This window comes from Mesorhizobium sp. M7A.F.Ca.CA.001.08.2.1 (assembly GCF_003998455.1).
In the GTDB taxonomy this organism is placed as follows: Bacteria; Pseudomonadota; Alphaproteobacteria; order Rhizobiales; family Rhizobiaceae; genus Mesorhizobium; species Mesorhizobium ciceri.
In genome coordinates, this window is sequence record NZ_RZPW01000421.1 from 1 (window position 1) to 5,445 (window position 5,445).

6 protein-coding genes are annotated in these 5,445 nt (G+C 62.7%); 5 read left to right on the forward strand and 1 reads right to left on the reverse strand.

The annotated features are described in order from the left end of the window. Positions 1 to 852, reverse strand: an 852-nt coding sequence (locus EN914_RS22535) for an FAD-dependent monooxygenase (protein ID WP_127219041.1), incomplete at its 3' end; no start/stop codon positions are given. A gap of 70 nt (positions 853 to 922) precedes the next feature. Between EN914_RS22535 and EN914_RS22540 the strand changes: the two genes are divergently transcribed. The 5 genes from EN914_RS22540 to EN914_RS22560 all read left to right on the forward strand — a co-directional run. Further along, entirely contained in the window at positions 923 to 1,861 is a 939-nt protein-coding gene (locus EN914_RS22540; protein ID WP_024503278.1) for a DUF2182 domain-containing protein, read from the forward strand. 14 nt (positions 1,862 to 1,875) lie between these two features. Then, entirely contained in the window at positions 1,876 to 2,490 is a 615-nt protein-coding gene (locus tag EN914_RS22545; protein WP_024503277.1) for a DUF1326 domain-containing protein, read from the forward strand. A 23-nt stretch (positions 2,491 to 2,513) separates the two neighbouring features. After that, the gene (gene pcsA, locus EN914_RS22550) at positions 2,514 to 3,320 is read left to right on the forward strand and encodes a phosphatidylcholine synthase (protein ID WP_164778849.1); all 807 of its coding nucleotides are present in this window, start codon (positions 2,514 to 2,516) and stop codon (positions 3,318 to 3,320) included. A gap of 57 nt (positions 3,321 to 3,377) precedes the next feature. Further along, entirely contained in the window at positions 3,378 to 4,355 is a 978-nt protein-coding gene (locus tag EN914_RS22555) for a quinone oxidoreductase (protein ID WP_013531651.1), read from the forward strand. Between the two features lie 133 nt (positions 4,356 to 4,488). Further along, positions 4,489 to 5,445 (forward strand): ABC transporter ATP-binding protein (locus tag EN914_RS22560; protein ID WP_164778848.1); only part of this gene is annotated, 957 nt, incomplete at its 3' end.

Consider the following 5,445-nt stretch of genomic DNA (forward strand, 5'->3'; position numbering starts at 1 on the left):
GACCAGCGCCACCCGATCCCTTGCGAAACGCAGCGGCGTCACCGCCGATAGCGGGTAGATCTGCCGGCCCGGCTCGACAGCCACCCGGCCCAGCATCGACTGCATCTGCTGTTCGACCCGCTGAGAAAGTGTCGCATCGTCCAGCGCGGCGAGCTCGGTCGCGGTCTCGGGCTTGACCACCCAGACCAGGCTGGAGCGATTGCCGGGCAGCGGGACCTGCGTGAACGGACCGGTCTCGGTGTGGAATTCGGTCGAGGTGAAGGCGTGGTCGCCGCTATGGCCGAAATTGAGGACGAGAGCTGCCTGCGGATAGGAGCGGGCCGAAGTCGAGATGCCGGCTGCCTGGCGCGCCGGTGACAACCGCCCATCGGCGGCGACCGCCAGCGCTGCGTCGACCGTGCTGCCGTCGGTCAGGACGGCACGGACGTGCTCGGCATCGAGATGCCAGTTCGCCACCATCGACCTCAGCCAGTCGATGCCGGCATGCGCGGCAACGGCGCCGGCGAGTGCCGGGGTGAGGACGCTGTTGGGAAGGTTCAGCCCGAATTCATCCTCGTCGATCTCGCTGGCACGGAAGGTGACGACCGGGCTGCGGATCAGCCGGCTGGTGGCGTCGACGATGCGCATCACTTTCAGAGGCGCCGCCTTGGATACGACGGCTTCGAGCACGCCGAGCCGGTCGAGCACTTTCAAGGCAGGGTTCATCAGGGCCGTCGTGCGACCATCGGGGGCGGTGGCCTCCGGCCCGACCAGTGTCACCGGGAAACCTTCGGCGGCAAAACCCAGTGCCGCGATCAGCCCTGCCGGCCCCGTGCCGGCAACCAGTATCCGCGCAGTTTGCTGATGCTCCAAGATCGGCTTCCGGCTTGCAATGCGAGGCGGTCCACCCGACCTGCCGTTCGATCAGCATATAGGTCAGATCATGCCGCTTGATCAACGCGGCGATTCGGCCCATTCGGATGTCATGACCGGCCAGCAGGACGACTTCAGCCATCTCGACCGCGCCGGCCGCGCCATGGCCGGCATCGCGCGCAATCCCCGGGTCACGGTAAACGTCGTTGTCGGCGCTTGCATCCTGCTTGCATGGCTGTCTCTTGCGGCGATGGCAATCCGCGGGGCTGAAACAGGGATTGCGGGCGTCGGCGCCCCTGGCGACACGATCCTTCGCAGCCTGCCGCAACTGCCGCTGCCCTATTTCCTGGAACGGTTCTTTGTGCTGTGCCTCTCACCGGTGCCTTTGGACGCAGGTCTCGGCTTGCGGGCCGGCGCGCTCGTTTCGATGTGGTTCCTGATGGCGATCGCGACGATGCTGCCTTCGGCGGCGCCGATGATACGCACCTATTGCGAGATCGCTGACACGGCACGCATCAAGGGCGAACCGGTCGTTCACCCGCTGCTGCTGGTCGCCGGCTATCTCAGCGTCTGGCTCGCCGCTTCAATTGCGTTCGCGGCGCTGACCTTGGCCGTCCATGCATTCGCTTCGTCAGCCGGGATGCTCGATCCGGTCGTCGGCATTGCCGGTGCGCTCGCTCTGCTGATTGCCGGCCTCTACCAGTTCAGCGGCCTGAAGGAAGCTTGCCTGAAGAAATGCAAGAACCCGTTCTCGATCCTTTTCGCGAGCTGGAGCGCAAGGCCCCTTAACATCTTTCGGCTCGGTGCCGCGCAAGGTCTGTGGTGTCTGGGCTGCTGCTGGGCCTTGATGCTGGTGATGTTCGCCGTTGGCGTCATGAACGTTTTCTGGATGGCGTTGATCGGCCTGTTCACCCTGATCGAAAAACAAACGGGCAGCAGGGTTCCAACCCGGCTGGCCGGTGCGATACTGCTTGTCTGGGCAGCCGCGCTGCTAGTAGTCTCGCTGTGAGTGGGGGAAAATCGATGGCAGACCAGAGCTGGGCGATGAAGGGAGAGCTCGTACTCTCCTGCAATTGCACGGTTTTTTGCCCTTGCGTGCTCTCGCTTGGCAATCATCCGCCGACCGAAGGCTATTGCCAGACATGGGCCGGGTTTCGCATCGATGCCGGCCATTTCGGTGAGGTCGATCTGTCCGGGCTCAATCTTGGGCTGATCATGGAAATCCCAGGCTATATGAGCCGCGGCAACTGGACCGCGGGCCTGTTCATCGACAGCCGCGCCTCTGTCTATGCGGTCAAGGCGCTGACAAAGATCTTCACGGGCAAGGCAGGTGGAACCACATCGCTGCTCTCAATCCTCGTCGGCAAATTCCTCGGTGTCGAGCAGGTGCCGATCACCTATGAGACGCGTGACAAAACGCGTATCTTCCAGATACCCAGGATTATCGACGGAGCGGTCACACCCATCCAAGGCAAGGACCGTGACAAGGATACGGTGATCAGCAATTCGGAATACTGGATCGCGCCCGAGATCATCGTGGCCAGGTCCGACAAGAGCAAGATGCGGGCTTTTGGCCGCAACTGGAATTTCGTCGGCCGTTCGGCCGAAATCTGCAAGCTGGATTGGCGGGGCCCGTGAGCAAGAACACAACGGCCAGGAATTTGGCAGCACGAAAAGCCGCCAAAAAGATCACGGACCGGATTCCGCGCCCGAAGAAGAAGGTCACCTGGCCGCAGGCGAGGGCGTTCTCCGTCCACCTTTTGACCGCCTCGGGGTCGTTCCTGGCCTTCCTGTCGCTCGTGGCGGCAAGTGAAGAGCGCTGGACCGCAATGTCCTGGTGGCTCGGGCTGGCCCTGTTCGTCGACGGCATCGATGGGCCGATCGCCAGAAAACTCGAGGTCAAGGAGATCCTGCCGACATGGTCGGGCGAACTGCTCGACAACATCATCGACTACGTGACCTACGTGCTGATCCCGGCCTTCGCGCTCTATCAGCGCGGCTTCATGGGCGAGGGCCTGTCATTCCTGTCGGCGGCGATCATCGTCGTTTCCAGCGCCATCTACTATGCCGACACCGGCATGAAGACGAAGGAGAATTTCTTCAAGGGATTCCCGGTGGTCTGGAACATGGTGGTGTTCACCCTGTTCGTCATCGAGCCCGGACAATGGGTTTCGTTCGCGGTGGTGGTGGTGGCCGGCGTCCTGACTTTCGTGCCGATCAACTTCATCCACCCGGTGCGGGTGGTGCGGCTGCGGCGCATCAACCTTGGGATGACCCTGTTGTGGTGCGCTTTCGGCGCGCTTGCCCTGGCCCAAGCGGCGCTCGCCGCCTTCTACGATCAGATCGGCGTGCTGGGCGAGCAGGTCAGCACCTTCACCAAGATCGGCATCACCATCACCGGGCTTTATCTTGCCTGCATCGGTGGCATCATGCAGTTCTTTCCCAATCTCGGTGCCAAAAAGGCCTGATCGGCCACTCCCACAGGGAGCCTGGCCCCACAAGCCTAGCCCACAGGAAGCTTAGCAATGTCCAAAGCGATCCGCATTCATGCCAATGGCGGCCCGGAAGTTCTGACCTATGAGGACGCTGATCCCGGCCAGCCGGGATCCGGGCAGATCCTGGTCCGGCACACCGCGATCGGCCTCAATTTCATCGATGTCTACCATCGCTCCGGTCTCTATCCGCCACCCGGCGGCTTCCCGCTCGTGCCAGGCAGCGAAGCCGCCGGCGTGGTGCTGGAGGTCGGCCATGGCGTCGACTGGCTGAATCCGGGCGATCGCATCGCTTATGCCGTGACCACGGGGGCTTACGCGCAAGAACGCGTCATCGATGCCAGCCGCGTGGTCAAGGTTCCGGATGGCATCAGCGACGAACAGGCCGCAGCGATGATGCTGAAGGGCATGACCGCGGAATATCTGCTGCGGCGGACGTTCAAGGTGAAAGCCGGCGACACGATCCTGTTCCATGCCGCTGCAGGCGGCGTCGGCCTGATCCTCGGCCAATGGGCAAAACATCTCGGCGCCACCGTCATCGGCACCGCCAGCTCGTCCGACAAGATCGAGCTCGCCAGGGCGCATGGTTTCGATCACGTCATCAACTACAAGGAACAGGATTTCGTCGCCGGCGTCGCCGCCATCACCGGCGGCAAAAAATGCGATGTCGTCTACGATTCGGTCGGCAACGACACGTTTCCGGCTTCGCTCGACTGCCTGCGGCCGCTCGGCATGTTCGTCAGCTTTGGCCAGTCCTCGGGACCTATACCGCCGTTCAGCATGTCGTTACTGGCACAGAAGGGCTCGTTGTTCGCAACAAGGCCGACACTGTTCGTCTACAACGCAAAACGCGAGGACCTCGACGCTTCTGCTGCCGCCCTGTTCGAGGTCGTGCTCAGCGGCGCGGTCGAGATCCAGATCAACCAGCGCTACGCGCTGAAGGACGCCGGCAAGGCGCATTCCGACCTCGAGGGCCGCAGGACCACAGGGACGACCATTCTCATCCCTTAGTTCGTTCTGCCTTGCTATCCCTTGAATTTCCGCTGAAATTCTTGAAGCTCTTTCAAGACGTGTGCCGCTTTCCGATGAGAGCCGGCCGCGCCTACCATGCCTGCGGGAACACAGAACATGTCTGGCTAACCAGATGGGAGGCACTGTGAGTGCAAATCAGGACGGCACGAACCTGCTTGAGGTGCGTGGCCTCACCAAGATATTCGGCACGCTGACGGCGTGCGATCATATCGATCTCGACATCGCCAGGGGTGAGATCCACGCCTTGCTCGGCGAAAACGGCGCCGGCAAGTCGACGCTGGTCAAGATGCTTTTCGGCTCGCTGGAGCCCAATGCCGGCGAGATCTTCTGGAACGGTCAGGCCGTCAGGATTTCCAGCCCGGGCGTCGCGAAAAAGCTCGGCATCGGCATGGTGTTCCAGCATTTTTCGCTGTTCGAGGCGCTGACCGCGGCCGAAAACATCGCGCTGTCGCTGGACGACGGCTCACCGATCAGCAGCATCGCTGCGAAGGCGAGGGCGCTTTCCTTCAGTTATGGCCTGCCGCTCGACCCTGAATCGCTGGTCGGCGACCTGTCGGTGGGCGAGCGCCAGCGCATCGAAATCATCCGCTGCCTGCTGCAGACGCCGCAGCTCATCATCCTGGACGAACCGACCTCGGTGTTGACGCCGCAGGAAGCCGACAAGCTGTTCGAGACGCTGGAGCGCCTGCGCTCGGAAGGCAAATCCATTCTCTACATCTCGCACCGGCTCGAAGAGGTCAAACGCATCTGCGACCGCGCCACCGTGCTGCGCCACGGCAAGGTGGTCGGCCATTGCAATCCGCGTGAGGAAACAGCCTCTTCGCTGGCTCGCATGATGGTCGGCAACGAGGTGCAGGCCGTGGTGCGCGCGCCGGTCGAGGGCATCGACAAGGCGCAGCCGCTGCTCGAAATCCGCAACCTCAGCCGCAAACCGGCAACGCCGTTCTCGATCCCGCTCAGGGGCATCAACCTGAACGTCCGCGCCGGGGAGGTGATCGGCATCGCCGGCGTCGCCGGCAATGGTCAGGGCGAGTTCTTCGAATCCGTTTCGGGCGAAGTGCTGCAGCAG